Raw genomic sequence first — 25666 nt, 5'->3', positions numbered from 1 at the left:
GAGGCCGTGAACGTGGACGGTCTCATCGTTGTGGACAAGCCGGCCGGGATGACCTCCCATGACGTCGTCGCCCGGATCAGGCGGCTGGCGAAGACCCGGCGGGTCGGGCACGGCGGCACCCTGGACCCGATGGCCACCGGGGTGCTGGTGATCGGCGTCAATCGGGCGACGCGGCTGCTCACGTACGTGATCGGCTCGCAGAAGAGCTACCTGGCCACGATCCGGCTGGGCCGGTCGACCGTCACCGACGACGCCGAGGGGGACGTGACCGCGACCGCGGACACCGGCGGGGTCACCGACGAGGCGATCCGGGCCGGGCTGGCCGCGCAGACCGGCGAGATCGACCAGGTGCCGAGCGCGGTCAGTGCGATCAAGGTGAACGGGGAGCGGGCGTACAAGCGGGTGCGCGACGGCGAGGAGGTCGAGCTGGCCGCGCGCCGGGTCACCGTGCACCGCCTCGACGTCCTCGAGATCCGCCGCCCGGGGGACGTCGTCGAGGTGGACGTCGACGTGACGTGCTCGAGCGGCACCTACATCCGGGCCATCGCCCGGGACCTGGGCCGGGTGCTGGGGGTCGGCGGGCACCTGACGGCGCTGCGGCGTACGGCCGTCGGCGGCATGACGCTCGACGAGGCGGCCACGCTGGAGCAGCTCGAGGAACGTGCCCCGGATGTGATCTCGCTCCCGATGGCGGACGCCGCCCGGCGAGCCTTCCCCCAGCGCGAGGCGACGCCGGAGGAGACGCGGGTGCTCAGCCACGGGGGACCGCTCGAGCCGGTCGGCATCGAGGGGCCGTACGCGGTCTTCGGGCCGGACGGCGACGTGCTGGCCGTCGTCTCGGAGCGCGAGGGCAAGGCCCGCGCCGAGATCGTGCTGAGGCCCGCCTAGGGCCGGCTGCGGAGGTGCTCGGCGACGACCGCGACGAGGTCGGCGGCCGCGTACGGCTTGTCCAGGAAGCCGTCGCAGCCCGCCTCCAGGGCCGCCGCCCGGTCCTGCGGCAGCACGCTCGCCGTCACGGCCACCACGGCCGGCCGCTTGTGACCGGTGGCCACCGTGCCCGCCGCGAGTTCCCCTGCCAGCATCAGCCCGTGGCCGTCCGGCAGGTTCATGTCCAGCAGGATGAGGTCGATCTGCCGTTCGCCGAGCCGGCTGCGGGCCGCCGCCAGGCTGGGCGCGTCGATGACCTCGGCGTCGCGGACGGCCTCGATGTCGGCCCGCGCGAGGACCGCCTTCACCAGCGTGCGGTTCAGTTCCTCGTCCTCGACCAGCAGGATGCGCGGGTTGTCGGCCGTCACGGCTTCTCCTTGTCCACGTCATTGCGCACGCCGAGCAACGGCGCGAGTTTGTCCGAGCCGGCCCCGCCGGCCATCGCGGTGGCGACAACGCCGCCCGCCAGCGCGGTGGCCACCCGGGAGGCGTCCCCGGCCGCCGGGGTGAGGCCCAGCACCGGCGTCTGCCGGGTCGCCGGGTCCTGCTCGAGCGCCGCCAGCATGCTGAAGCCGTCGACCTCGCGGGCCTGCATGTCGCAGACGATCAGGTCGAAGTGGCCCTCGCGGCTCATCGCCAGCCCGTCGCGGCCGTCGGCGACCGCCACCACGTCGGCGCCGCCGGCGCGCAGGCCGTCCTCGATGGCCTGCCGGATCGTGTCGTCGTGGTCGACCACGAGGACACGCGGCACCGGACGGCAGGCGATCGAGCGGGCCAGCGCGCCCAGCAGCGCCGCCTGGTCGACCGGCTTGACGAAGTAGTCGTCGGCGCCGAGCGCCAGGCCGGCCTGCCGCTCGTCGATGATGGTGGCGAAGAACACCGGGATGCCGGACAGCCGCTCGTCGGCCTTGAGCCGCCGGAGGACCTCGAAGCCGTCCATGCCCGGCAGCGCCACGTCCAGCACGATCGCGTCCGGTGGGTGCGCCCCGGCCGCGGTGAGCCCGGCCTCGCCCGATCCGGCGACCTCGACGCCGTAGCCCGCGTTCTCGAGCTGGGTCCGCATCAGCTCCGCCGCCTGCGGGTCGTCCTCGACGAGCAGCACCCGGGCGCCGCCGCCGGTCTGGTCCGGGGCCGGCGAGCGGACCACGGGCGCGGCGGGCAGCCGTACCGTGAAAGCACTGCCCGCACCCGGCGCCGACATCAGCGAGATCTCCCCGTCGTGGGCCTCGACCAGGCGCTTGGTGAGCGCGAGGCCGAGCCCGGTGCCCGCCCGTTGCCGGTCGGGGTCACCGACCTGCTGGAATTCCTCGAAGACCTTCTGCTGGTCCGCCGGCGCGATGCCGACCCCCGTGTCCGCCACGGTGACGGTCACGACCTTGTCGTCGGCCTCGGTCGTGACCGTGATCCGGCCGCCCTTCGGGGTGAACTTGATGGCGTTGGAGAGCAGGTTCTCGACGATCTGCCGGAAGCGCAGCCGGTCGGCCGACGCGGTGGCCGGCGCCAGGGCGGTGACCACGGTCAGCTCGCCGGTCGTGAGCAGCGGGGCCAGGCCGGTGAGCAGCTCCTCGATCGCGGTGTCGACCCGCAGCGGGGCGAGCCGCAGATCCAGCCGGCCGGCCTCGACCTTCGCCAGGTCGAGGATGTCGTTGATCAGGCCGAGCAGGTGCCGGCCGCTGGTGTGGATGTGCTCGACCCACTCCGCGGGCACCCGGCGCCGGTCGCCGTCGGGCTCCTCCATGCGCATGAGGTCGCTGAACCCGATGATCGCGTTGAGCGGGGTACGCAGTTCGTGGCTCATGTTGGCCAGGAACGCGCTCTTCGCCTGGCTGGCCCGGGTGAGTGCCTCCACCGAGGCGCTGAGTTCGTGCGCCATCCGGCTCTGCGCGGCCATGACGGCCTGCCGCTCGGCGAGGATGCCCGCCTGGCCGCCGAGCAGGGCGAGCAGCCGCAGGTCGTCGTCGCTGAACAGCGTGCGGTGCCGGTTGAACAGCAGGACCGCGCCCTCGGCCTCGGGCGGCACCGGCATGCTGAGCACGGTCACGAAGTCGTCGCCCAGGTCGTTGCCGAAGTGCTGGACCAGGGCCGGGTCGCCCTCGCGCAGCCGGGCGGGGCGCCCGGCCCGGATCAACGCGGTCAGGTCGGCGGCCCGGAGCCCCTCGGGGGTGCGCACGGCGGGCCCGGAATAGGCCGCGGGTGCCAGCAGACCGTCGCTGCGCGGCATCAGTACGGCCACCGCGTCCGCCCCGGTCTGCTGCCGCATGATCTCCGCGTACGTCTGCCAGACCTGTTCCGGCGTGCTGACCTGCGCCCGCAGCAGCCGCTCGGTGACCGACTGGCCGGCGGAGGCGCCGAAGGCCCGGCGCAGCCAGCGCGGCGGCACGAAGGCGATCAGATAGCCGATGCCGGAGACGAGGGCGAGCATGCGGTTCACGGCGGCGGGCAGCCCGCTGACGCCGAGGAGGACGATCATGATGCCGAAGGCCAGGGTGGCGCAGGCGGCGATGGTCAGCCGGGCCCGGTTGGCCCCGGTGCGGGAACGGGCCTTGCCGAAGAGCAGCGCGGCCGCGATGACCTCGGTGACGAGGAAGTAGCCGACCGCGGGCAGCACCCAGCTCCGGGGCAGCGGCCGGTCCAGGAGGAACAGCGGCGCGGCGACTGCGACGTAGATCACCGGTAGGACGAGGTGCAGCCAGAGCGGCACCGACCGGACCCGTCCGGCCAGGCGGACGGTCAGGTAGGGCTGCGCCAGCAGGAAGGCGAGGGAGGCCGAGTTCACCCAGACCGGCAGCGTGCCGTCGACGATCCGGCGTCCGATGTCCAGGCCGAAGAGGACCGTGCAGGGTGCGAAAACAAGGGTGACGTCGCGCTGCAGCGGGTCGCGCCGGCGCAGATAACCGAGCAGTGCCCGCACGAAGAGAACGGCGAAGGTGAACTCCGCCGCCAGGAGGATGACGGCACTCCAGTCGATGCGCATATCGGCATCAACTGTACCGTTTCAGGCAGTCGTCGAGACCGATACGCTTACGCCGGGACGCACAGGGGAGGCTCGGAAGATGCAGCGGTGGCGCGGCTACGAGGCGGTGCCCGGCGGGTTCGGCCGGTCGGTCGTGACGATCGGCGTCTTCGACGGGGTGCACCGCGGCCATCAGGCGATCATCGGGTACGCCGTGAAGCGGGCCCGGGACCTCGGCCTGCAGTCGGTGGTGGTGACCTTCGATCCGCACCCGGCCGAGGTGGTCCGCCCCGGCTCGCATCCCGCCGTGCTGACCGAGCCGGTCCGCAAGGCCGAGCTGATCGAGCAGCTCGGTGTCGACGCGCTCTGCGTGGTGCCGTTCACGCCGGCGTTCTCCCACCTCGGGCCCGAGGAGTTCGTGCACGACGTGCTGGTGGATGCGCTGCACGCCGCGGTGGTGGTCGAGGGGGACAACTTCCGCTTCGGCCACAAGGCGGCCGGCGACCTCGCCCTGCTGGCCCGGCTGGGGCGCACCTTCGGCTTCTCCGTCGAGGAGGCGCCGCTGGTGACCGAGGACGGGCTGGTCTTCTCGTCCACGTACATCCGCAGCTGTGTCGACGCCGGGGACGTCAAGGCCGCGGCGGAGGCCCTCGGCCGTCCGCATCGGCTGGCCGGCGTGGTGGTCCGCGGCGACCAGCGCGGCCGCGAGCTGGGCTTCCCGACCGCCAACCTCATGTGCCATCGGTACGCGGCCATCCCGGCCGACGGCGTCTACGCCGCCCGGCTCATCCGCGGCGGCGACCACGGCCGCCCGCTGGCCGCATCGGTGTCGATCGGCACCAACCCGACCTTCTCCGGCCGCGAGCGCCGGGTCGAGGCGTACGTGCTCGACTTCTCGGGTGACCTGTACGGCGAGCGGGTCAGCCTCGACTTCGTCGCCCACCTGCGCGAGCAGCGGGTATACACCGGCATCGAGCCGCTGGTGGCGCAGATCCGGCAGGACGTGGAAGACACCCGCTCAATCGTGCGCTGAACGGCTGGTAGGGTTGACCCCGGATCGGTTTATCCGGGCCGCAGTTTTCGTATGTCCATGGTCCCGCCTGCCTGCCCGACGCCGCGGGCCGCGGGGAAACCACATCACCGGCAACACAGAATCACGGAGAACATGGCGCTCGATCAAGAGACCAAGAACAAGATCATGGGCGAGTACGCGACCCTGGAGGGCGACACCGGCTCTCCCGAGGTTCAGGTCGCGATGCTCACCAAGCGGATCGCCGACCTCACCGAGCACCTCAAGGTGCACAAGCACGACCACCACAGCCGTCGTGGTCTGCTGCTGCTGGTGGGTCGTCGCCGCCGCCTGCTCAACTACGTACAGAAGAAGGACATCGCGCGCTACCGGACGCTGATCGAGCGTCTCGGCCTGCGCCGATGACCTGACGGGGGAGTGGCCGAGGTGGCCGCTCCCCCGTGTTACACCCACGGACCCGCGCGGCCGCAGTTCAAAGACGGCACCGGTCTCCGGTAGTGGTTCCCGGGCTGATTCCCGGGCACTTCGATCGAAGACCGGCCACGCTGTAACCGCGCTGTAGAGACCGCCGGGTCCTCGACGAAGGAGTACCGCACCACATGACAGAGCAGAAAGCTCTCGGCACCGAAACTCGCACCGCCGTCATCGACAACGGATCGTTCGGCACCCGCGAGGTCGTCTTCTCCACCGGCCGCCTGGCCAAGCAGGCCGCCGGCTCGGTCATCGTCCAGCTGGGCGAGACCACCGTCCTGTCGGCCACCACGGCCGGCAAGACTCCCAAGGAGCACTTCGACTTCTTCCCGCTGACGGTCGACGTCGAGGAGCGGATGTACGCGGCCGGCCGCATCCCCGGCTCGTTCTTCCGCCGCGAGGGCCGCCCGAGCGAGGACGCGATCCTCACCTGCCGGCTGATCGACCGGCCGCTGCGCCCGTCCTTCACCAAGGGCCTGCGCAACGAGGTCCAGGTCGTCGAGACCGTCCTCGCGCTCGACCCGCAACACCCGTACGACGTCGTCGCCATGAACGGCGCCTCGATGTCGACCAAGCTCTCCGGCCTGCCGTTCAGCGGCCCGGTCGGCTCGACCCGCGTCGCGCACGTCGAGGGCCAGTGGGTCGCCTTCCCGACCCTCGAGGAGCTCGAGCGCGCCACCTTCGACATGGTCGTCGCGGGCCGCGTGCTCGCCGACGGCGACGTCGCGATCATGATGGTCGAGGCCGAGGCCACCCCGCACGCGATCAAGCTGATCCAGGCCGGCGCCGTCGCGCCGACCGAGGAGGTCGTCGCCAGCGGCCTCGAGGCCGCCAAGCCGGCCATCCGCGAGCTGTGCCGCGCGCAGAGCGAACTGGCCGAGGTCGCCGCGAAGCCCGTGCAGGACTTCCCGGTCTTCCTGGACTATCAGGACGACGTCTACGCGGCCGTCTCCTCCGCTACCGGCGGCGAGCTCGCCGAGGCGCTGAAGATCGTCCAGAAGGCGGACCGCGAGGAGGCCCTGGACCGGATCAAGGCCAAGGTGCTCGAGGCCGTCGGCCCGCAGTTCGAGGGCCGCGAGAAGGAGATCAGCGCCGCGTTCCGCTCGGTCACCAAGTCCGAGGTGCGCAACCGCGTGCTGCGGGAGCAGGTCCGCATGGACGGCCGCGGCCCGCGCGACATCCGGCCGCTGTCCGCCGAGGTCGGCATCCTGCCCCGGGTGCACGGCTCGGCGCTGTTCGAGCGGGGCGAGACCCAGATCCTGGGCGTCACCACGCTGAACATGTTGCGTCTCGAGCAGTCGCTGGACACTCTCGCTCCCGAGAAGTCCAAGCGCTACATGCACAACTACAACTTCCCGCCGTACTCGACCGGTGAGACCGGCCGGGTGGGTTCGCCGAAGCGCCGCGAGATCGGTCACGGCGCGCTGGCCGAGCGGGCCCTCGTGCCCGTGCTGCCGTCGCGCGAGGAGTTCCCGTACGCGATCCGCCAGGTCTCCGAGGCCCTGAGCTCCAACGGCTCCACCTCGATGGGTTCGGTCTGCGCCTCGACGCTGGCCCTGCTCAGCGCCGGTGTGCCGCTGAAGGCGCCGGTCGCCGGCATCGCGATGGGCCTGATCTCCGACGAGGTCGACGGCAAGACCGAGTACGTGACGCTGACCGACATCCTCGGTGCCGAGGACGCGTTCGGCGACATGGACTTCAAGGTCGCCGGCACGCCGGAGTTCGTCACCGCGCTGCAGCTCGACACCAAGCTCGACGGCATCCCGTCGGACGTGCTCGCCGCCGCCCTGCAGCAGGCGCACGACGCCCGGGCGACGATCCTCGGCGTCATGGACGCGGCCATCAACAGCCCGGCCGAGATGTCGGAGTACGCCCCGCGGGTCACCAGCGTGAAGATCCCGGTCGACAAGATCGGCATGGTCATCGGCCCCAAGGGCCAGACGATCAACGCGATCCAGGACGAGACCGGCGCCGACATCTCCATCGAGGACGACGGCACGATCTACGTCGGCGCGACCAACGGCCCGGCGGCCGAGGCCGCGGTGGAGCGGATCAACGCGATCGCCAACCCGACGATGCCGAAGGCCGGCGACAAGTTCCTCGGCACCGTGGTCAAGACGGCCGCGTTCGGCGCGTTCATCTCGCTGCTGCCCGGCCGCGACGGCCTGCTGCACATCTCCAAGGTGGGCGACGGCAAGCGCGTCGACAAGGTCGAGGACTTCCTCAACGTCGGCGACAAGGTCGAGGTCTCCATCGCGGAGATCGACAACCGCGGCAAGATCTACCTGGACAAGGTCCGCCCCGCGGGCGAGGAGGCCCCGGCGGGCGCCCCGGCCGCGTCGGACAAGCCCCGCGAGGACCGCGCCCCGCGCGGTGACCGTGGCGGCGAGGGCGGCGAGCCCCGTCGTCGTCGCTCGCGCCCGAGCGGTGACCGCGGCGGCGACCGCGGCTAAGTCACCACATGACAGCGAATAACCGCGGGCCGGCCGAAAGGCCGGCCCGCGTCGTCACCCCGTCCAACCACCCCGCCGCCGCCCAAAAACGGATGAAAACTGTCATCCTGCAAGATGGAGTACGCCGAACCGTCCTGCCCAGCGGTCTGCGCATCATCACGGAGTCGATCCCCACCACCCGCAGCGCGTCGCTCGGCGTGTGGGTCGGGGTCGGCTCCCGCGACGAGACGCCCGCGCTGTCGGGCGCCTCCCACTTCCTCGAGCACCTGCTCTTCAAGGGCACGGAGAGGCGCTCGGCCCTCGACATCTCCGCGGAGATCGAGGCCGTCGGCGGCGAGACGAACGCCTTCACCACGAAGGAATACACCTGCTACTACGCGCGGGTGCTCGACGCCGACCTGCCGCTGGCGGTGGACGTGCTCTGCGACGCGGTCGCCAACTCGGTGCTCGACCCGGCCGACGTGGAGACCGAGCGCGGCGTGATCCTCGAAGAGATCGCCATGCACGACGACGAGCCCGGTGACGAGGTGCACGACGTCTTCACCGAGGCGATGTTCGGCGCCGGCACCCCGCTCGGCCGGCTGATCTCCGGCACCGAGGCGACCATCTCGCCGATGACCCGGAGTCAGATCAACCGGTTCTATCGCGCCCGCTACAAGGCGCCGCAGATCGTCATCACCGCGGCCGGCAATCTCGACCACGGCAAGGTCGTCCGGCTGGTCCGGGCCGCGCTGGGCGGCACCTCGCTCGACACCCCGGCCACCCCGGCCGCGGTCCGGGACGGTTCGCGCAAGCACAAGGTCAAGCCGCCGACGACCGTGGTGCGCCACCGGGACACCGAGCAGGCCCACCTCGTGCTGGGCTGCGAGGGCCTCGGCCGCGACGACGAGCGCCGCTTCGCCCAGGGCGTGCTCAACAACGTGCTCGGCGGCGGCATGTCGAGCCGGCTGTTCCAGGAGATCCGGGAGAAGCGCGGCCTCGCGTACTCGGTCTACTCGTACGGCAGCCAGTACGCCGACGCGGGCGTCTTCGCGGTCTACGCCGGGTGCGCGCCGGGCAAGGCGGAGGAGGTCCTGGAGCTGATCCGGACCGAACTCGCCACCGTCGCGGCGGAGGGCGTCACCCCGACCGAGCTGGCCCGCGGCAAGGGCATGGCCAAGGGCACGTACGTCCTCGGCCTGGAGGACACCGGCTCGCGGATGAGCCGGCTGGCCAAGTCCGAGCTGCTCTACGGCGACATGATGAGCGTCGACGAGCTCCTCGGCCGGGTCGACGCCGTCACCCTCGACGAGGTCAACGCGCTCGCCGCCGAGCTGCTCTCCCGCCCGATGTCGCTGGCCGTGGTCGGCCCGTTCGACGACGGCGCATTTCCGTCCGCCCGCTAGCCTGGGACGCCGTGACCATCCTCAGCCCCCCACCCCCCGCCGACGAGTCGGTCCCGGCCGCCCGCCGGAAACGCCGCATCATCGGCATGCTCGTGTGGGCGGCGCTGTTCGCGGTCGGCACGTACTTCATCGGCGTGCCGACCAGCGACCCGCTGATCGCCTTCGGCTGGCTCTGGCTGGCCACCATCGCCTGGCGCAGCGACCTGCCCTGGCGGCAGCACCTGGTGTTCCTGCGGGACTGGCTGCCGATCTCGCTGCTGCTGGTCGTCTACAACATCTCCCGCGGGTACGCCGACGACCTGTTCGCCCCGCACGTCACCGAGCTGATCCACGCCGACAAGGCCATGTTCGGCGGGCATGTCCCGACCATCTGGCTGCAGCAGCACCTCTACCAGCCCGGCGCGGTGCAGTGGTGGGAGGTCGTGGTCTCCCTCGTCTACGTCTCGCACTTCCTCGCGGTGCCGACCATCGGCGTGATCCTCTGGCTGCGGCGGCGGGAGCAGTGGGCGCGCTTCATGCGCCGCTGGTTCACGCTCAGCGTCGCGGGCCTGATCACGTACTTCCTCTACCCGGCCGCGCCGCCGTGGTGGGCGTCCCTGCACGGGCAGCTCGAGCAGCACGTCGAGCGGATCTCCACCAACGGGTGGAACGCGATCGGCCTGCACAGCGCCGGCAACACCCTCAACGCGCTGCAGGTGGAGGCGTCGAACCCGGTCGCCGCGATGCCGTCGCTGCACACCGCGTACGCGATGATGGCCGCCGCCTTCTTCCTGCCGATGGTGGCGCGGCGCTGGTGGCCGCTGATGCTCGCGTACCCGCTGGCGATGACCTTCACGCTGGTCTACTCGGGCGAGCACTACGTCATCGACGTGCTGGTCGGGTGGGCGTACGTGGCAGCGGTCTTCCTGCTGGTCGGCGCGGCCGAGCGGTGGTGGCGCACCCGGCATCCGGTGGCGCCGGAACCGGAACCGGGAGGCAGCCTCGGCCCGGTCGGCGACGACCTCGTCGTCGGCCCGGACCCCGAGGGCAGTAAATTGTCGGCGTGACTGACGAGCGTGAACGGATCCGGGTGGGCGTCCTCGGCGCCGGTGGCCGCATGGGTCTCGAGGTGTGCAAGGCGGTGGACGCCGCCGACGACCTCGAGCTCGTGGCGAGGCTCGACCAGGGCGACCGGCTGTCCGGCGCCGCCGACGCCGGCGCGCAGGTGCTCGTCGACTTCACCACCCCCGACGTGGTGATGGACAACGTGCGGTGGGCCGTCGAGCAGGGCATCGACGTGGTCGTCGGCACGAGCGGCTTCTCCGAGCAGCGCCTCGACCAGGTGCGCTCCTGGCTGTCCGGCAAGCCCGGGGCCGGCGTGCTGATCGCCCCGAACTTCGGCATCGGCGCGGTGCTGATGATGCAGTTCGCGGCCCGCGCGGCCCGCTACTTCGAGTCCGCCGAGATCATCGAGCAGCACCACCCGCGCAAGCTCGACGCCCCCAGCGGCACGGCGAGCCACACGGCCCGGCTGATCGGCGCCGCCCGCGCCGAGGCGGGCCTCGGGCCGATGCCCGACGCCACCAAGGAGGAGATGGCCGGCGCCCGCGGCACGGAGATCGAGGGGGTGCGGGTCCATGCGGTGCGAGCGGCGGGCCTGGTCGCCCACCAGGAGGTCCTCTTCGGTACGCAGGGAGAGACGCTGACCATCCGGCACGACAGCCTGGACCGAGTCTCGTTCATGCCCGGCGTCCTGCTCGCGGTGCGCGCCATCCGGAACCGCCCCGGCCTCACGCTGGGCCTCGACCCGCTACTCGACTGAGAGCCCCGCCGGCAGCCCGCTGATCGTCGCGCCGGTCGCGTCCACCGTGACACCGACCGGCGCCCCGGCGATCACCAGCCCGGTGGCCTCCAGCGTCCCGAACGGCAGCCCCGGCGGGGGATTCAGCCGCACCCGGTCGCCCGGCACGTCCACCTCCAGCCCCAGCACCGCCTGGAGCATGAGCACCGACGCCGCCGCGGACCACGCCTGCGGACGGCAGGCCGCGGGGTACGGCATCGGCCGGCTCAGCACCGCCCGCGAGTCCCCGGAGTGCAGCTCGGGCAGCCGGTAGTCGAACCCCTCGGCGGCGGTCAGCAGCCCGTCGATCAAGGTCGCCGCCTCCGCGCCGAACCCGGCGCGGGCCATCCCGGCGGCGACGATCGCCGTGTCGTGCGCCCAGACCGATCCACAGTGGTACGACAGCGGCGCGAACCCGCGGTCGTCGGCGGACATCGTCCGGAGCCCGTAGCCCCCGGACATGGCCTGCGAGGAGAGCGCCGCGACCACCGACCGCTCCTCGGGCCCGGCGAGCAGTCCGGTGCCGAGCAGGTGCCCGATGTTGCTGGTCAAGGAGTCGACCGGCCGCCCCTCCCGGTCCAGCGCGAGAGCCGCGTAGCCGCCGGCGACCCAGAAACGTTCCCGGAACCGGGTGGCAAGGGCGGCGGCGAATTCCCGCCAGCGGTCGCCGTCCGCCCGGCCGAACGCGTCCAGCAGCGCGGCCGCGTCGAGGGCCGCCCGATAGGCGTAGCCCTGCACCTCGGCCAGGGCGATGGGCGGCTCGGCCAGGCGCCCGTCGCGGAACCGCACCGCGTCCCCCGAGTCTTTCCATCCCTGGTGGACCAGGCCGTGCCCGCTGGTGTCGAGATACTCGAGGAAGCCGTCGCCCTGCGCCGCGAGCCAGCCCAGCGCCGCGTCGAGGTGCGGCAGCAGCTCGGCAACCCGCCCGGCGGGCAGACCCCAGCGCCAGGCGTCGTGCAGCAGGCTGATCCAGAGCGGCGTGGCGTCGATCGTCCCGTAGTACGCCGCCGGCAGGGTCAGCCCCGCCCCGGGCAGGTGCAGATCCGCCCGCCGCAGCTCGTGCATGATCTTGCCGGGCGCCTCGCCGGAAACCGCGTCGAGCCGGGCGCCCTGGCGGCGGGCGAGCACCCGCAGCGTCCCCAGGGCGAGGTCCGTGCCGAGCGGCAGCAGCATCCGGGCGGCCCAGATGCTGTCGCGCCCGAAGAGCGTCAGATACCACGGCACCCCGGCGGCCAGGTACGTGTCGTCGCCCTCGGCGAGCCGCAACCCGCGCAGGTCGTCGAGGGAGCGGGCGACGAGGCGACCCAGCCGCCGGTCACCCGAGGTCACGCGGGCCTGGCTCCAGTCGTGGTCGCGTACCGGTGGGGAGATGACGGCGGACGGGTCGTCCACCCGTACCGTGAAGGTCAGGTCCCGGGCCGCACCCGGCTCGAGGGTCACCGCCCAGCTCAGACGGCTCCCCGGCCCGATGCCGTCATGGACGGCCGTGACGGTGATGCCCTCGCGCGACCAGCTCAGCGAGCCGGCGCCCGGACGCGGCGACAGGGGGTTGCCGGTGCCGCCCGAGCGGACCACCGCCATCGGGGCGAGGTCGGCGGCCAGGTCGAGGGTCACCGTGACAGTCACCGGCGCGGGCGCCTCGACCGTGATGCGCTCCTGCATCCGCGCGGGGGAGACGATCCTCGTCCGCCGGATCCGCACCGTCGGACCGTCGGGCCGGCGCGCGACAGCGACGAAGTGTGTGGTTCCCGCCGAGGCCGGGGCGTGACCGACCGGCTCGGGTTCCTCGCCGTCGAGCCGCAGCACGGCCTCGGACAGCACGCGCGCGTCGGCGTGGAACATGCCCTGCACGCCGGTCGCCCGGATCTGCCCGTCGGCGCCGCATAGCACCGAGGTGGGCGCCGCGACGGCGACGACTAGGTCGTGCAGCAGCGGCTGCATCGGGTCAGGCCTGCTCGAGCCCGACATGCAGCCGGAGCTGGTTGACCAGCATGTCGTCCACGTCCAGGGCGCGGGTGGCGCCGTCGGGCTCCCACCCGGTCGAGGTCAGGAACTTCTTCATCACGTCGTCGGCGTCGTACGCCCACGCGACCGCGGAGGTGAAGCCGTCCTCGCGCCACAGGTCGACGGTCGCCGCGAGCAGGCGGCTGCCGTGCCCGCGCCGGCCCCAGCGCGGTTCGACCAGCAGGTCGGTGATCGCCGCGACGCCGTCGGCCAGCGGCGGCTCCTCGGGCGCCAGCGCCTGCTCGTCGGCCGGCCCGGCGGCCACGAAACCGACCACCGTCTGCGCCGACTCGCTCTGCTCCACGGCGATCAGCACCCGATGCCGGCCCGACGGCGCGGCCTCGATCGCCTCGGCCCATCCGCGGGCCAGGTAAGCCTCGTCCAGATTGGCGAGCACATGCGCCGGCAACATGCGCCGGTACGCCGTACGCCACGTCGACAGCTGGATGCGCGCGATCTCACCGGCGTCCTCGGGACGGGCCGGACGGACGAAGCCGAGTGCCATGCCGGGCAGCCTACAGAGGCTTCGCGTACCGGACCTCGGGCAGATCCACGCTCGTGCCGTGCGGCCGCCACAGATACCGCTCGCCGTCGGGGCGCAGTCCCGCGCGCTCGTAGAACCGCCGAGCCCGGTGATTCTCCTCGAGAACCCAGAGGCGCATATCCGGGTACGCGCCCGCCAGCTGCTTCTCCGCGGCCTCGACGAGCGCCCGCCCGGCACCGATGTTCCACCGTTCGGGGGCGACGTAGAGGGCGTACAGCTGACCGTGTCCCTCGCCCTCCGTGCCGGGTCCGACGCTGACGAATCCGGCGACGGCGCCGTCGCCGACCGCCAGCAGCGTCGTGCCGTACTTACGGCGTGCCGCGAAGTCCTCATGCTTCAGGCCGGCGAGGTAGTCGGCGGGGACGATGCCGGCGTACGCGACCTGCCAGGTGCGCAGGTGCAGGGCGGCGACCTCGTCGATGTCGGCGTCGGTCTGGGGACGGATCTCGAACACGGGCCCATCCTCGTCGGCGGCTGCGTTTTGTCGTACCCATAATTTAGGGTCTCGGTCGATGGCCCTTCCCGAATCTCTCTCCGTTGCGCAGGCCCGCCGGATCGCGCTGGCCGCGCAGGGTTTCACCGACCCCGCACCCGGCGGCGCCACCGATCGGCGGCACCTGCGCCGGGTGCTGCGCCGCATGCACCTGATCCAGATGGACTCGGTCAACGTGCTCCGGCGCGCGCACTACATGCCGCTCTACAGCCGGCTGGGGCCGTACGAGCCGGGGCTGCTGGAACGGGCCGCCTACCGTGACCCCCGGGAGCTCTTCGAGTTCTGGGGCCACGAGGCGTCGCTGATCACCACCGACCTCCAGCCGCTGTTCCGCTGGCGGATGGAGCGAGCCAGGGAATACGCGTGGGGCGGCATGGTCCGCATCGCCACCCAGCAGCCCGAGCTGGTCGAGCGCGTGCTGAGCGAGGTCCGCGACCGGGGCCCGATCACGGCCGCCCAGATCGAGCACGACGTTCCGCGCACCAAGGACCAGTGGGGCTGGAACTGGTCGGCGGTCAAGCAGGCCCTCGAATGGCTCTTCTACACCGGCCAGGTCACCGCCGCCGAGCGCACGACCTCGTTCGCCCGCCGCTACGACCTGACCGAGCGCGTCCTGCCCCGGCAGGTCCTCGAGACCCCCACCCCGGCGCCGCAGGACGCGTTCCGGGCGCTGGTGGAGATGTCGGCCCGGGCGCTCGGTGTGGCAGCCGAGCCCGAGCTGCGCGACTACTTCCGCCTGCCGCTGGCGGGCTTCAAGCAGGCGCTGGCCGAGCTGGTGGAGGACAAGGTCCTGCTGCCCGCGACGGTCAAGGGCTGGAAGAACCCCGCCTACCTGCACCACGAGGCCCGCCTCCCGCGCTGGGTGCGCGCGGCGACGCTGGTGAGCCCGTTCGACCCGCTGATCTGGGAGCGTGGCCGCACCGAGCGGCTGTTCGCGATGAACTACCGCATCGAGATCTATGTCCCGGCCGCCCAGCGGCTGTACGGCTACTACGTCCTGCCGTTCCTGCTGGGCGACCGGTTCGCGGCCCGGCTCGACCTCAAGGCGGACCGGAAGGCGGGCGTCCTGCAGATCCCGGCGGCCTGGATCGAACCCACCGCCGACCAGGACGAGACGGCGGAGGCGCTGGCGGCGGAACTGCGGCGGCTGGCGGGATGGCTGGGGCTGAACGCGATCGCGGCCCCGGAGAGAGGTGATCTCGCCGGTCCGCTGACCTCGGCCCTCAAGGCGACGTCCTAGCAAGCGGTGAGCACGGGCGCCGACTGGTGTCATGGCCGGTGTACCGTGGCGGCCATGAGCAGTGCGACCGAGCCGGTGGCTCCCGCGCAGCCGGACGCGTCGCACCCGGCTCTGCCGCACCAGGTGCCGGCGTGGGCCGGCTATCCGCCGTACGCGCCGTACCAGGAGCCCCAGCAGGACCGGGTCACCCGCTTCATCCAGCGCAAATGGCGCAATTCGCCGCTCTGGGTGGCGCCGACGGCGATGCTCGTCTGCATGGCCGGCGCGGTCGGCTACACGCTGGCCACGCACCCCACCGAGGTGAACGCAGGGGCGGCGCCCAGCTGCCTGCTCAAGTACACGACCGGCTTCACCTGCCCGGGCTGCGGCGGTACCCGCGCCGCCTGGTTCCTGCTGCACGGCGATCTCCCTGCGGCGGCCCGGCATCACGCGCTCTTCGTCTTCGCCGTGCCCTTCCTGCTGTACATGTACGTGGCCTGGGCCGGAAAACGCCTCTTCGGCTGGAAGGTCCCGCAGCTGGTCCTGTCCCCGGGCGTCATCGGGGCCTTCATCGCGGCATGGGGCCTCTTCAGCGTTCTCCGCAACCTCCCCTGGGCACCCTTCACCGCGTTCGCCGTCTGACTGCCCCACGGCGGGGCCCCGAGGCGTCCGATAAGTTGTTGGGTATGACGCACGACCCCGCCCGGCCCTTCGGCCGGCTGATCACGGCCATGGTGACCCCGTTCGCCGCGGACGGCTCGCTCGACGCCGACGGGGCCGCCGCTCTCGCCACCCACCTGGTCGACGAGCAGCGTCACGACGCGCTCGTCATCAGTGGCACCGGCGGTGAGTCGCCCACCACCACCGACGCCGAGAAGGAGACCCTCATCCGGGTCGTCGCCGAGGCGGTCGGGGACCGGGCCCGGATCATCGCCGGGGTCGGCACCAACAACACGGCGCACACGATCGAGCTGGCCCGCTCCGCCGAGAAGGCCGGTGCCCACGGTCTGCTGGTCGTCACGCCGTACTACAACAAGCCGCCGCAGGCCGGGCTGCTGCGGCACTTCACCACCGTCGCCGACGCGACCGGGCTGCCCGTGCTGCTCTACGACATCCCGCACCGGTCCGGCGTGCCGATCGCCACCGAGACGCTGGTGCGGCTCGCCGAGCACCCGAACATCGTCGGGGTCAAGGACGCCAAGGGTGACATCGCGGCCAGCTCCGACGTGCTGCGACGGACCGACCTGGCGTATTACTCCGGCGAGGACGCGGCCATCCTCCCGCTGCTGTCCGTGGGCGCGGTCGGGGTCGTCGGCACCTCGACGCACTTCGTCGGGGCGCGGACCAAGGAGATGATCGAGGCGTACGAGCACGGCGACGTCGCCGGCGCCCTCGCCCTGCACCGGCAGCTGCTGCCGTTGTACACCGGGATCTTCCGCACCCAGGGCACGATTCTCGTGAAGGCCGGCCTGCGCGCCCAGGGCCTCCCGGCCGGCCCGGTGCGATCGCCGCTGGTGGACGCCACCGACGCGGAACTGAACCAGCTGCGCCAGGACGCCACGGCGGCCGGCGTGGACCTCTGACAACGGGAAAGACACACATGAGCCAAGCGCACGTCGAGCTGGATCCGCCCCCGCCGCTTCCCGAGGGCGCCCTGCGTGTCATGCCGCTCGGTGGACTCGGCGCCATCGGCCGCAACATGACGGTTTACGAGTACGACGGCAAGCTGCTGATCGTCGACTGCGGCGTGCTGTTCCCCGACGTGGAACAGCCGGGCGTCGACCTGATCCTGCCGGACTTCGAGCCGATCCGGGACCGCCTGGAGGACGTGCAAGCGATAGTGCTCACCCACGGGCACGAGGACCACATCGGCGCGGTCCCGTACCTGCTCGCGCTCAAGCCGGACATCCCGCTGGTCGGCTCCGAGTTCACGCTCGCGCTCGTCGAGGCGAAACTGGCGGAGCGGCGGCTGGACCCGTACACGCTGACCGTGCGCGAGGGCGGCACCGAGCGGCTCGGCCCGTTCGAGTGCGAGTTCTTCGCGGTCAACCACTCCATCCCGGACGCGCTGGCCGTCGCCGTGCGGACGCCGGCCGGCCTGGTGCTGCACACCGGCGACTTCAAGATGGACCAGGTGCCGCTGGACGGGCGGATCACCGACCTGGCCGGGTTCGCCCGGCTCGGCGCCGAGGGCGTGGACCTGCTGCTGTCGGACTCCACCAACGCGGAGATCCCCGGCTTCGTCACCCCGGAGCGCGACATCGGCCCGGTCCTCAACTCGATCTTCGCCAAGGCGAGCGGCCGGGTCATCGTGGCGAGCTTCGCCTCCCACGTGCACCGGGTGCAGCAGGTCATGGACGCCGCGTACGAGTACGACCGCAAGGTGGCCCTGATCGGCCGCTCGATGGTCCGCAACATGGGCATCGCCCGCGACCTCGGCCTGCTGCGGATCCCGGACGGCCTGCTGGTCAGCCTGGACGAGGCGACGAACCTGCCGCCCGACGAGATCGTCTTCATGTCGACCGGGTCCCAGGGCGAGCCGATGAGCGCGCTCGGCCGGATGTCGACCGGCGACCACCGGCACATCACGATCGCCCCCGGCGACACCGTCGTGCTGGCGAGCTCGCTGGTGCCCGGCAACGAGACGTCGGTCTACCGGGTCATCAACCAGCTGGCCCGGGCCGGTGCGACGGTGGTGCACAAGGACACCGCCAAGGTGCACGTCTCCGGGCACGCCCCGGCCGGTGAGCTGCTCTACCTGCTCAACGTCGTACGCCCGAGCAACCTGATGCCCGTGCACGGCGAGTGGAGGCACCTGCGCGCCCACGCCCAGCTCGGCATCGAGTCCGGCGTCGCGCCGGACCGGGTGGTCCTCTGCGAGGACGGCGACGTGGTCGACCTGGTCGAGGGGCACGCCCGGCACGTGGGCCGGGTCAAGAACCGCTACGTGTACGTGGACGGCCTCGCCGTCGGCGACGTGAGCGAGTCCCTGCTGACCGAGCGGCGCATCCTCGGCGACGGAGGCTTCATCTCCGCCACCGTGGTCATCGACTCGGTCACCGGCAAGGTGGTCGGCGAGCCCAGCGTCATGGCGAAGGGCTTCTCCGAGGACCCCGAGGCGTTCAACCCGGTGATCCCGTTGCTCACCGCCGCGCTTCACCGCTCGGCGGAGGAGGGCGTCACCGACCCCCATCAGTTGCAGCAGGTCGTGCGCCGCACGGTGGGCCGCTGGGTCAACGACGCGTACCGCCGCCGGCCCATGATCGTCCCCACCGTGGTCGAGGTTTGACCTTTTTTTGAACTGTTCCGGGCTCCCCTTCGTATCGATGAGCACGGTGCCGCCCCCACGGCACCGCGATGCGAGGGGAGTACCGAATGCAGCGCAGAACGGTCGTCGCGATCGCGGCGACGGTGACGGCGGCGGGCGCGGCGGTGGCCTTCACCCTGCCGTCGATGGCGGGCACCACCCCCACCCGGCGCTCCGCCGCTCAGCAGCCGGCCGCCGGTGTGGCCCCGCAGCTGCTCGCCGCGATGAAGCGCGACCTCGGCCTCAGCGCCGACGAGGCCACCGCCCGCGTTCAGCGCGCGAAGTGGGCCAGCGGCGTGAGCGCCAAGCTCCGCAGCGCCTCGGGTGACTCGTACGGCGGCTCCTGGCTGGCCAAGGACGGCACCACGCTCAACGTCGCGATCACCGACGCCGCCCTGGCAGACGAGGTCCGCGCCGCCGGTGCCCAGCCCAAGCTGGTGCAGCGCAGCGTCGGCCAGCTGGACCGGGCGAAGCAGGCGCTGGACGCGGCCGCGACCAAGGCCGACCGCGACCTGCCCGGCTGGTACGTGGACGTGCCGTCGAACCAGGTCGTGCTCCAGGCGCTGCCGGGCGACGCGGCCCGCGCCCAGGACCTCGCCGGCGACGCGGGCCTGCCGGACGCCGCGTTCCGCGTGGTGACCGTGAAGGCGAAGCCGCGGCCGCTGGCCGACGTGATCGGCGCCCAGCCGTACTTCATCAACCTCGGCAACGCCCAGGCCCGGTGCTCGATCGGCTTCGCGGTCGAGGGCGGCTTCATCACCGCCGGCCACTGCGGCGAGGCGGGCACCCCGACCACCGACCTCGACAACCAGCCGCAGGGCGAGGTGGCGGCGTCGGTCTTCCCGGGCAACGCCGACATGGGCTTCGTCCAGACGGAAGCCGACGTGCAGCTCCAGCCGTTCGTCGACGACTTCGACGGCAACGCGCTGCCGGTCGGCGGTTCGACCGAGTCGCCCGTCGGCGCGGCCGTCTGCCGGTCCGGCTCCACCACCGGCACCTTCTGCGGGACGATCCTGGCGAAGAACCAGACGGTCAACTACCCGGAGGGTACGGTCACCGGCCTCACCCGTACCGATGTCTGCGCCGAGGGTGGCGACTCGGGCGGCCCGTGGCTGTCGGGTGACCAGGCGCAGGGTGTCACTTCGGGCGGCTCGGGCGACTGCAAGGCCGGCGGCGAGACGTTCTTCCAGCCGGTCACCGAGATCCTCGATCGCAACAACCTGACGCTGCTCACCACGGGTGGCGGAGGCGCCGGTGGCGGCGACAACGGTGGCGCCGGTGGCGGCGACAACGCCGGCGCGAACCCGCCGCCGGCCGAGGCGACGCAGCCGCCCGCCGAGGCGACCCAGCCGCCCGGCAACAACGGGAACGGCCAAGGCCGCGGCCGCGGTCACGGGCACCGCGGGCTCGGACAGCTTCTCGGCAACAACTGATTCACCCAGGAACGTGCTGCCCGCGTAGGTCATCCTCCGTCCTACGCGGGCAGCGCTGTGTCTATAGCGTGGTAGAGGTGGGCTATTCGCTGCTGATCGTGGCCGCCGTCGGGGCGCACTTCGCGTTCCTGGCGTTCGGCATCTTCGGCGGCTTCCTCGCCTGGCGCTGGCCCCGGCTCATCCGGGTGCAGGTCGTGGCCGCGCTCTGGCTCCTGGTGATCGTCGTGGCCAAGCTCTACTGCCCGCTTACCTGGCTCGAGGACCGGGGCCGGGAGGGGCTCGGCAAGCCGGCCCTGGAGGGTGGCTTCCTCGACAACCACGCCGCGGGCGTCTTCTACCCGCACGGCTACGAGTGGGTCGCCCAGATCGTGGTGGCCGTCCTGGTGCTGACCTCGTGGATCGGCTTCGCGCTACTTCAGCGCCAGAACCGCCTCCGCCAGCTCGATGCCGGTGGCGATGCCGCAGACCATCACCTGGTCTAGCTGCTCCGGCGTGACGCCGTGCTCGAAGTCGGCGCCCACCTCACCCACCACGTGCACCACCCCGTCGTCGCCGGTGTGCACGTACGCCTTCGGCCAGAGCCGGTCGTGGTTCCAGGCGTTGCAGAACGCGTACAGCTGGGGCACGTCGTCGGTGGTGAACGAGGGATGGGTCAGCGCGCGGACCTGGAAAATCTCCTGGTTCTTGCCGAGCCGGAAGAAGTAGATGAGGCAGCCCTGCCAGTTGCCGCCGACGTCGCCGTCCTCGTCGACGAAGTGGGCGAACTCGCGGGCGGAGAGCGCCGAGACGATCATGTCGTGGCTCAGCGGCTGCAGGGGCGCGGACATGGTGATCATCCTAATCGGGGAAAAAGCGAATCCTGGTCACGGTGCGGCGCGCGGGCTCGCGGGCGCCGCACCGTTACGGTAAGGGACATGGCGGGCCGTACTCCTCCGGCGAGCCGGGGCCGTGCCGCGTCCAAGGGCGGCTCCGCGTCGGAGCGTGCCCGGCAGCCGGTGCGCCAGCCCGCCCGTAAGGCCGCCGCCGCCCCGGCCCGCAAGTCCACTTCCGCACGCACCCGGGCCCGCAGCGCCTCCCGCGCGCGTCCGAGCGTCGGCTCGGCCGTCGCCGGCGGTGTCGGCCGCGGCATCGGCGCCCTCTGGATGGGCGTGGCGCACAGCGTCGGCTGGGTCGCCCGCGGCGTCGGCCGCCAGGCGGCCACCGCCAAGGAGATCGATCCCGAACACCGCCGCGACGGTGCCGGGCTGCTCATGCTCGGCCTCGCGATCCTCGTCGGCGTCGCGGTCTGGGCGGGCTCCGCCGGCCCGGTCGGCAAGTGGCTCGCCGACGCCGTCCGGCTCTTCCTCGGCGGTCTGGGCGTGCTGCTCCCGCTGCTTCTCCTGTACGGCGCCGTCCGCTTCATGCGCAAGCCGGCCGACCCCGAGCACCGGGGCCGGTCCCTGGTCGGCTGGAGCGCGCTGCTGATCGCCACGGCGAGCCTGCTGCACATCAGCCGCCAGCCCGCCGACGACGTGGAGCTCACCGGCGCCGGCGGGCTCCTGGGGTACGGCGTGGGTTCGCTGCTGGAGCACGCGGTCACCGCCTGGGTCGCCGTACCGTTGCTGATCCTGCTGTTCGTCTTCGGCCTGCTCGTGATCACCGCGACGCCGATCAACAAGATCCCCGAGCGGCTGCTGCTCCTCACCGACGTGCTGCTGGGCCGGTCGACGACCCGCGCGCCGCTGCCCGACCCCGACCTGCCCGACCTGGGCGACAACGACGAGGAGGGCGCCGAGGAGGAGCCCAAGCGCCGCCGGCCCGCCCGGCGCCGGCAGGGCTCGCTCGCCGACATAGGCCTGGCTCCCGGCGAGGACGAGGAGGAGTCGGCCGAGGGCGAGATCCTGCACGACACGGTCGCCCTGCCCCGCGGTGCCAAGCTGCCCGGGAGCCGCAAGGCCCCGGAGCCGCCGGAGCACTCGCCGCTGCCGACCCGCGCCGAGCAGCTCGACATCACCTCGGTGCCGGGCGACTACCGCCTCCCCCCGCCCAACCTGCTCGGCAAGGGCACTCCGCCCAAGTCCCGCAGCCGCGCCAACGACGAGATCATGGCGGCGCTCACCGGCGTCTTCGACCAGTTCAACATCGACGCCCAGGTCACCGGCTTCATGCGGGGCCCGACGGTGACCCGCTACGAGGTCGAGGTCGGCCCGGGCGTCAAGGTCGAGCGGATCACCCAGTTGTCGCGCAACATCGCGTACGCGGTGAAGTCCCCCGACGTGCGCATCCTGTCGCCGATCCCGGGCAAGAGCGCGGTCGGCGTGGAGATCCCGAACACCGACCCGGAGAACGTCTCGCTCGGCGACGTCCTGCGATCGCGCGCCGCGACGGCCGACCACCACCCGATGCTGGTCGCGCTCGGCAAGGACATCGAGGGCGGGTTCGTCGTCGCCAACCTGGCGAAGATGCCGCACATCCTGATCGCGGGCGCCACCGGTGCCGGCAAGTCGTCCTGCCTCAACTCCCTGCTCGTGTCGGTCCTGACCCGGGCCACCCCGGACGAGGTACGGCTGCTGCTGGTCGACCCCAAGCGCGTGGAGATGACCGCGTACGAGGGCATCCCGCACCTCGTCACGCCCATCGTCACCAACCCGAAGAAGGCGGCCGACGCCCTCGAATGGGTGGTCCGTGAGATGGACATGCGCTACGACGACCTCGCGGCCAACGGCGTACGCCACATCGACGACTTCAACCGCAAGGTGCGCAGCGGCGAGATCACGGCACCGCCGGGCAGTGAGCGGGTCATGAAGCCGTACCCGTATCTGCTGGTCATCGTCGACGAGCTCGCCGACCTGATGATGGTCGCGCCGCGCGACGTGGAGGACTCGGTCGTCCGCATCACCCAGCTGGCCCGCGCGGCCGGCATCCACCTGGTGCTGGCCACCCAGCGGCCCTCGGTCGACGTGGTGACCGGCCTGATCAAGGCCAACGTCCCGTCCCGCCTCGCGTTCGCGACCAGCTCGCTGGCCGACTCCCGGGTCATCCTCGACCAGCCCGGCGCGGAGAAGCTGCTGGGCCGCGGCGACGGCCTCTTCCTGCCGATGGGCGCCTCGAAGCCGGTTCGCATCCAGGGCGCCTGGGTGGACGAGAAGGAAATCTCCGAGGTCGTCAAGTTCTGCAAGGACCAGCGCGAGCCCGAGTTTCGCGAGGACGTCACCGCCCCGGTGGCGAACAAGAAGAAGGACGTCGACGAGGAGATCGGCGAGGACCTGAACGTCCTGCTCCAGGCCATCGAGCTCGTGGTCACCTCCCAGTTCGGCTCCACCTCGATGCTCCAGCGCAAGCTGCGGGTCGGCTTCGCCAAGGCGGGCCGCCTGATGGACCTCATGGAGACGCGGGGCATCGTCGGCCCTTCGGAGGGCTCGAAGGCCCGCGAGGTGCTGGTCAAACCGGACGAACTGGAAGCAACCCTCGCCACCCTCCGCCTCGACGACTGAGCCGGGACTGCCGGTAACCTTGTCGGGTGTCCGTGACTCCTCCGCCCCGCCGCGTCGCTCTTCTCACCCTCGGTTGTGCCCGTAACGAGGTCGACTCCGAGGAGCTCGCCGCGCGCCTCGATGCGGGGGGATGGCAAGTCAGCACGGACGCCGAGGGCGCCGACGTGGTGGTCGTCAACACCTGCGGCTTCGTCGAGAAGGCGAAGCAGGACTCGATCGAGACGCTGCTCGCGGCCGCGGACACCGGCGCCAAGGTGGTCGCCGCGGGCTGCATGGCCGAACGGTACGGGCGTGAGCTGGCCGAGAGTCTGCCCGAGGCGCAGGCCGTGCTGGGCTTCGACGACTACACCGACATCGCCGCCCGGCTCGACGGCGTGCTGGCGGGGGAGCGGTTCGACTCCCACACCCCGCGCGACCGGCGGGAGCTGCTGCCGCTGACCCCGGTCCACCGGCAGGCGGCCAAGGTGGTGGTCCCCGGGCACGCCACCGTCGACGAGCACACCCCCGCCCACCTGCGTACGGTGCTGCGCCGCCGGCTCGACACCGGGCCGGTCGCCAGCCTGAAACTCGCCAGCGGCTGCGACCGCCGGTGCTCGTTCTGCGCGATCCCGGCGTTCCGCGGCGCGTTCGTCTCCCGGGACCCGCAGGAGCTGCTCGCCGAGGCGGAGTGGCTGGCCAAGACCGGCGTGCGCGAGCTGGTGCTGGTCAGCGAGAACAGCACCTCGTACGGCAAGGACCTCGGCGATCCCCGCGCTCTCGAGAAGCTCCTGCCGCAGCTCGCCGCCGTCGACGGGATCGTGCGGGTGCGGGCCAGTTATCTGCAGCCCGCCGAGACGCGGCCGGGCCTGGTCGAGGTCATCGCCACCACGCCGGGCGTCGCCGCGTACTACGACCTGTCGTTCCAGCACTCCAGCGAGCCGGTGCTGCGCCGGATGCGCCGCTTCGGCTCGACCGACCGCTTCCTGGACCTGCTCGCCTCGGCGCGGGCGCTCGCCCCCGAGGCGGGCGCGCGCAGCAACTTCATCGTCGGCTTCCCCGGCGAGACGAAGCAGGACGTCGAGGAGCTGGTCCGCTTCCTGACCGATGCGCGCCTCGACGCCATCGGCGTCTTCGACTACAGCGACGAGGACGGCACCGAGGCCGCCGGCCTGTCCGGCAAGGTGCGCGAGGACACGATCAAACGCCGGTACGCCCGGATCAGCGACCTGGCCGACGAGCTGTGTGCCCAGCGCGCCGAGGACCGGCTGGGCTCACTGGTCGAGGTCATGATCGACTCGGTGGACGCGAGCGAGGTCGAGGGCCGTGCCGAGCACCAGGCGCCCGAGGTCGACGGCTCCACCACCCTGGTCGCGGGTGACGCGCAGGTCGATCTGGCGGCGCTGCGCCCCGGCGACCTCGTACGCGCCAGGGTGACCGCGACCGAGGGCGTCGACCTCATCGCCGTCCCGATCGAGATGGTCTCGGCGGCCCCCGTGGTCCGGACGGCGTCTGCGGCGCCGGTGGCGACGGCAACACCATGACCGACGAGCCGGTGCCGGTCGCCGCCACCCGGCGGGTCCCGCTCAACAACCCGGCCAACCTGCTGACGGCCGCCCGCATCGTGCTCGTCCCGGTCTTCGTGGTGATGGTCGTCGTCTCCGAGATGGCCGAGTCGGCCTGGCGCATCGCGGCCTGCCTGACCTTCTGCGTGGCCTCGGCGACCGACTTCGCGGACGGCTGGATCGCCCGGCGCTACGAGCTCGTCACCTCGTTCGGCAAGGTGGCGGATCCCATCGCCGACAAGGCCCTCACCGGAAGCGCGCTGGTGCTGCTCTCGGCGTACGGGAAACTGTCCTGGTGGGTGACGGGGTTGATCCTGGTCCGCGAGTGGGGGGTCACGGCGCTTCGGTTCTGGGTGATCCGCTACGGCATCATCCCGGCCAGCCGGGGCGGCAAGCTCAAGACCGCCCTGCAGATCGCGGCGATCGCATGGTTCCTCTGGCCCGTGCCGGAGCCGTTCGACCTGATCGGCACCGGACTCATGGTGGCGGCGCTGATCGTCACCCTCGTCACCGGCGTGGACTACGTCCTGCAGGCGGTACGCATCCGCCGGAAGGCCCGCGGCTAGCCTGTCGACGCGGGCGCCATACCAGCGCCATACCGATGTATGGTGCTT

22 protein-coding genes are annotated in these 25666 nt (G+C 72.0%); 16 read left to right on the top strand and 6 right to left on the bottom strand.

Annotated elements, in window-relative coordinates; translation table 11 throughout:
• The first annotated feature begins 6 nt into the window (after nt 1–6).
• Complete coding sequence (gene truB / locus AB0368_RS17560; protein ID WP_366154897.1) at nt 7–888, top strand: tRNA pseudouridine(55) synthase TruB; 882 nt, start codon at nt 7–9, stop codon at nt 886–888.
• Here truB and AB0368_RS17555 read toward each other — a convergent pair.
• Both AB0368_RS17555 and AB0368_RS17550 read right to left on the bottom strand, forming a co-directional pair.
• The gene (locus AB0368_RS17555; protein WP_366154896.1) at nt 885–1295 is read right to left on the bottom strand and encodes a response regulator; all 411 of its coding nucleotides are present in this window, start codon (nt 1293–1295) and stop codon (nt 885–887) included. The two genes, truB and AB0368_RS17555, sit on opposite strands and share 4 nt — an antisense overlap.
• Complete coding sequence (locus AB0368_RS17550) at nt 1292–3901, bottom strand: response regulator (protein ID WP_366154894.1); 2610 nt, start codon at nt 3899–3901, stop codon at nt 1292–1294. The genes AB0368_RS17555 and AB0368_RS17550 overlap by 4 nt, the downstream gene beginning before the upstream one ends.
• 79 nt (nt 3902–3980) lie before the next feature.
• Here AB0368_RS17550 and AB0368_RS17545 point away from each other — a divergent pair, with 79 nt between their 5' ends.
• The 6 genes from AB0368_RS17545 (at nt 3981) to dapB (ending at nt 11020) form a co-directional block, all read left to right on the top strand.
• Complete coding sequence (locus AB0368_RS17545; RefSeq protein WP_366154893.1) at nt 3981–4913, top strand: bifunctional riboflavin kinase/FAD synthetase; 933 nt, start codon at nt 3981–3983, stop codon at nt 4911–4913.
• 132 nt (nt 4914–5045) lie between these two features.
• Nucleotides 5046–5315, top strand: a complete 270-nt coding sequence (gene rpsO / locus AB0368_RS17540) for a 30S ribosomal protein S15 (RefSeq protein ID WP_366154892.1) — start codon at nt 5046–5048, stop codon at nt 5313–5315.
• A gap of 194 nt (nt 5316–5509) precedes the next feature.
• Nucleotides 5510–7834, top strand: coding sequence for a polyribonucleotide nucleotidyltransferase (locus tag AB0368_RS17535; RefSeq protein ID WP_366154891.1), 2325 nt, complete (start codon nt 5510–5512; stop codon nt 7832–7834).
• Between the two features lie 92 nt (nt 7835–7926).
• The gene (locus AB0368_RS17530) at nt 7927–9219 is read left to right on the top strand and encodes a pitrilysin family protein (protein ID WP_366154890.1); all 1293 of its coding nucleotides are present in this window, start codon (nt 7927–7929) and stop codon (nt 9217–9219) included.
• Nucleotides 9220–9305: 86 nt separating this feature from the next.
• Nucleotides 9306–10265, top strand: a complete 960-nt coding sequence (locus AB0368_RS17525; RefSeq protein WP_366154925.1) for a phosphatase PAP2 family protein — start codon at nt 9306–9308, stop codon at nt 10263–10265.
• Nucleotides 10262–11020, top strand: a complete 759-nt coding sequence (gene dapB / locus AB0368_RS17520; protein WP_366154889.1) for a 4-hydroxy-tetrahydrodipicolinate reductase — start codon at nt 10262–10264, stop codon at nt 11018–11020. Before AB0368_RS17525 ends, dapB begins: the two co-directional genes overlap by 4 nt.
• On the opposite strand, the gene AB0368_RS17515 is transcribed toward dapB, so the two are convergent.
• The 3 genes from AB0368_RS17515 to AB0368_RS17505 are packed head-to-tail and all read right to left on the bottom strand — an operon-like array spanning nt 11009 to nt 14040.
• A complete protein-coding gene (locus AB0368_RS17515; RefSeq protein WP_366154888.1) occupies nt 11009–12979 on the bottom strand; it encodes a glycogen debranching N-terminal domain-containing protein in 1971 nt (656 codons plus the stop codon). The two genes, dapB and AB0368_RS17515, sit on opposite strands and share 12 nt — an antisense overlap.
• 4 nt (nt 12980–12983) lie before the next feature.
• Nucleotides 12984–13547: a GNAT family N-acetyltransferase gene (locus tag AB0368_RS17510; protein ID WP_366154887.1), complete on the bottom strand. Its 564-nt coding sequence runs from the start codon at nt 13545–13547 to the stop codon at nt 12984–12986.
• A 10-nt stretch (nt 13548–13557) separates the two neighbouring features.
• Complete coding sequence (locus AB0368_RS17505; protein WP_366154886.1) at nt 13558–14040, bottom strand: GNAT family N-acetyltransferase; 483 nt, start codon at nt 14038–14040, stop codon at nt 13558–13560.
• A gap of 58 nt (nt 14041–14098) precedes the next feature.
• Between AB0368_RS17505 and AB0368_RS17500 the strand changes: the two genes are divergently transcribed.
• The 6 genes from AB0368_RS17500 (at nt 14099) to AB0368_RS17475 (ending at nt 20520) form a co-directional block, all read left to right on the top strand.
• Complete coding sequence (locus AB0368_RS17500) at nt 14099–15319, top strand: crosslink repair DNA glycosylase YcaQ family protein (RefSeq protein ID WP_366154885.1); 1221 nt, start codon at nt 14099–14101, stop codon at nt 15317–15319.
• Between the two features lie 54 nt (nt 15320–15373).
• Nucleotides 15374–15940, top strand: coding sequence for a DUF2752 domain-containing protein (locus tag AB0368_RS17495; RefSeq protein WP_366154884.1), 567 nt, complete (start codon nt 15374–15376; stop codon nt 15938–15940).
• Between the two features lie 44 nt (nt 15941–15984).
• Nucleotides 15985–16881, top strand: coding sequence for a 4-hydroxy-tetrahydrodipicolinate synthase (gene dapA / locus AB0368_RS17490; protein WP_366154883.1), 897 nt, complete (start codon nt 15985–15987; stop codon nt 16879–16881).
• Nucleotides 16882–16898: 17 nt separating this feature from the next.
• Nucleotides 16899–18587, top strand: coding sequence for a ribonuclease J (locus tag AB0368_RS17485; protein ID WP_366154882.1), 1689 nt, complete (start codon nt 16899–16901; stop codon nt 18585–18587).
• 86 nt (nt 18588–18673) lie between these two features.
• A complete protein-coding gene (locus AB0368_RS17480; RefSeq protein WP_366154881.1) occupies nt 18674–20038 on the top strand; it encodes a S1 family peptidase in 1365 nt (454 codons plus the stop codon).
• A 77-nt stretch (nt 20039–20115) separates the two neighbouring features.
• Entirely contained in the window at nt 20116–20520 is a 405-nt protein-coding gene (locus tag AB0368_RS17475) for a DUF2784 domain-containing protein (RefSeq protein ID WP_366154880.1), read from the top strand.
• On the opposite strand, the gene AB0368_RS17470 is transcribed toward AB0368_RS17475, so the two are convergent.
• Nucleotides 20449–20865, bottom strand: a complete 417-nt coding sequence (locus AB0368_RS17470) for a YbjN domain-containing protein (RefSeq protein ID WP_366154879.1) — start codon at nt 20863–20865, stop codon at nt 20449–20451. The genes AB0368_RS17475 and AB0368_RS17470 overlap by 72 nt on opposite strands.
• 87 nt (nt 20866–20952) lie before the next feature.
• Here AB0368_RS17470 and AB0368_RS17465 point away from each other — a divergent pair, with 87 nt between their 5' ends.
• The 3 genes from AB0368_RS17465 to pgsA are packed head-to-tail and all read left to right on the top strand — an operon-like array spanning nt 20953 to nt 25618.
• Nucleotides 20953–23511, top strand: a complete 2559-nt coding sequence (locus AB0368_RS17465; RefSeq protein WP_366154878.1) for a DNA translocase FtsK 4TM domain-containing protein — start codon at nt 20953–20955, stop codon at nt 23509–23511.
• A gap of 26 nt (nt 23512–23537) precedes the next feature.
• On the top strand, nt 23538–25031 hold the full coding sequence (rimO, locus tag AB0368_RS17460) for a 30S ribosomal protein S12 methylthiotransferase RimO (RefSeq protein WP_366154877.1): 1494 nt from the start codon (nt 23538–23540) through the stop codon (nt 25029–25031).
• Nucleotides 25028–25618 (top strand): CDP-diacylglycerol--glycerol-3-phosphate 3-phosphatidyltransferase, encoded by a 591-nt coding sequence (pgsA, locus tag AB0368_RS17455; protein ID WP_366154876.1) that lies wholly within the window; start codon nt 25028–25030, stop codon nt 25616–25618. Before rimO ends, pgsA begins: the two co-directional genes overlap by 4 nt.
• The last annotated feature ends 48 nt before the right edge of the window (nt 25619–25666 follow it).

Source organism: Actinoplanes sp. NPDC051475 (genome assembly GCF_040689425.1).
Taxonomy (GTDB): Bacteria; Actinomycetota; Actinomycetes; order Mycobacteriales; family Micromonosporaceae; genus Actinoplanes.
Note: the sequence above shows the minus strand (reverse complement) of the source record. Positions and strands in the feature narration are given on the sequence as shown.